The organism is Pseudomonas sp. 32_A, assembly GCF_017490905.1.
GTDB classification, from domain to species: domain Bacteria; phylum Pseudomonadota; class Gammaproteobacteria; order Pseudomonadales; family Pseudomonadaceae; genus Aquipseudomonas; species Aquipseudomonas inefficax.
In genome coordinates, this window is sequence record NZ_JAFGYI010000095.1 from 1 (window position 1) to 1,028 (window position 1,028).

1 protein-coding gene is annotated in these 1,028 nt (G+C 64.1%); it reads right to left on the bottom strand.

Annotated elements, in window-relative coordinates; genetic code table 11:
* Positions 1 to 1,028, bottom strand: a 1,028-nt coding sequence (gene tssI, locus J5M58_RS25745; protein ID WP_207880120.1) for a type VI secretion system tip protein TssI/VgrG, incomplete at both ends; no start/stop codon positions are given.

Below are 1,028 nucleotides of genomic sequence, written 5' to 3' on the forward strand. Positions count from 1 at the left end.
GAGCTGAACTCGTTGTTCTCGCTCTCCCGGTCCCAGGGGAAGCTCACCTTGACCCGGCCCCACTCGTCGCAGTAGATCTCTTCCCCGGGCGGCCCGACGACCGTGGCCATGTGCGGGCCGTCGATGCGTGGTTTGGGCAATGGCGCCGGTCGCCATTCGATCCGACCGGGCACCAGCACGGCTTCCTGCGAGTAGCGCGTTCCTTGTTCGGCCCCGGCAGCTTCTTCTTGCAGGCTGGTGAACTGGCTGCCCTCGTGACGTACACGCATTACGCGCCAATGGGCGTTGAGGTCTTTGCGCGGATGCTCGATGAGGGTAAAGCTCAGCCCCGGTTGCAGGCGTATATCGTCACCCTCGACTTCGGCAATACGGGCGTCATGGCGCAGGGCCGTCAGGCGGGTAGCGGTGAAGGGCACACCGACCGCATCGCGCTTGTAGCGGCCGGGGTAGTCGAAGCGCTCATAGTCCCGGGACTGATGGGTGATGCCACTGTCACTTGCGCGGTGTTCCTGCCGGTATTGCGGGTTGGTGAAGGTGTAGTCCCGCTGCACCTGGCGTGCGGTGCGCACCTGTTCGCTGTAACGCAGGCGGCGCAGGCAAGGCCTGGCCTGGTCACCACCGCTGTTGGCGCGGTACAGCACCTGGTCGGGGCCGATGTCGTCTTCATCGAAGAAGTCTTCATCCTCGTCGTCGGCCTTGATCGCGCCTCGGCTGATCTGCCCCAGCGCCAGCAGCCGGTCGGTGATGACCAGCAGGTGGTGTTTCGGTGTGTGCTCGAAGCGATAGACAAAACCCTCTTCACCCGCCAGGCGGGCGATGAAGTCGAGGTCCGTTTCACCGGCCTGTACGCAGAACTCGCGCACCTGGTGCTCGCCCATGCTCTTGATTTCGAAACGGGCAATGCCCTGGCGCCTGAGCATCAGTTCGAGAATCTGCGGTACGGTTTTCTGCTGGAAGATGCGCCAGTTCGAGCGCAAGCCGGCACGGGCCAGCACGGGCTCGACCAGGGCGCGGTAACGGGTGCGATA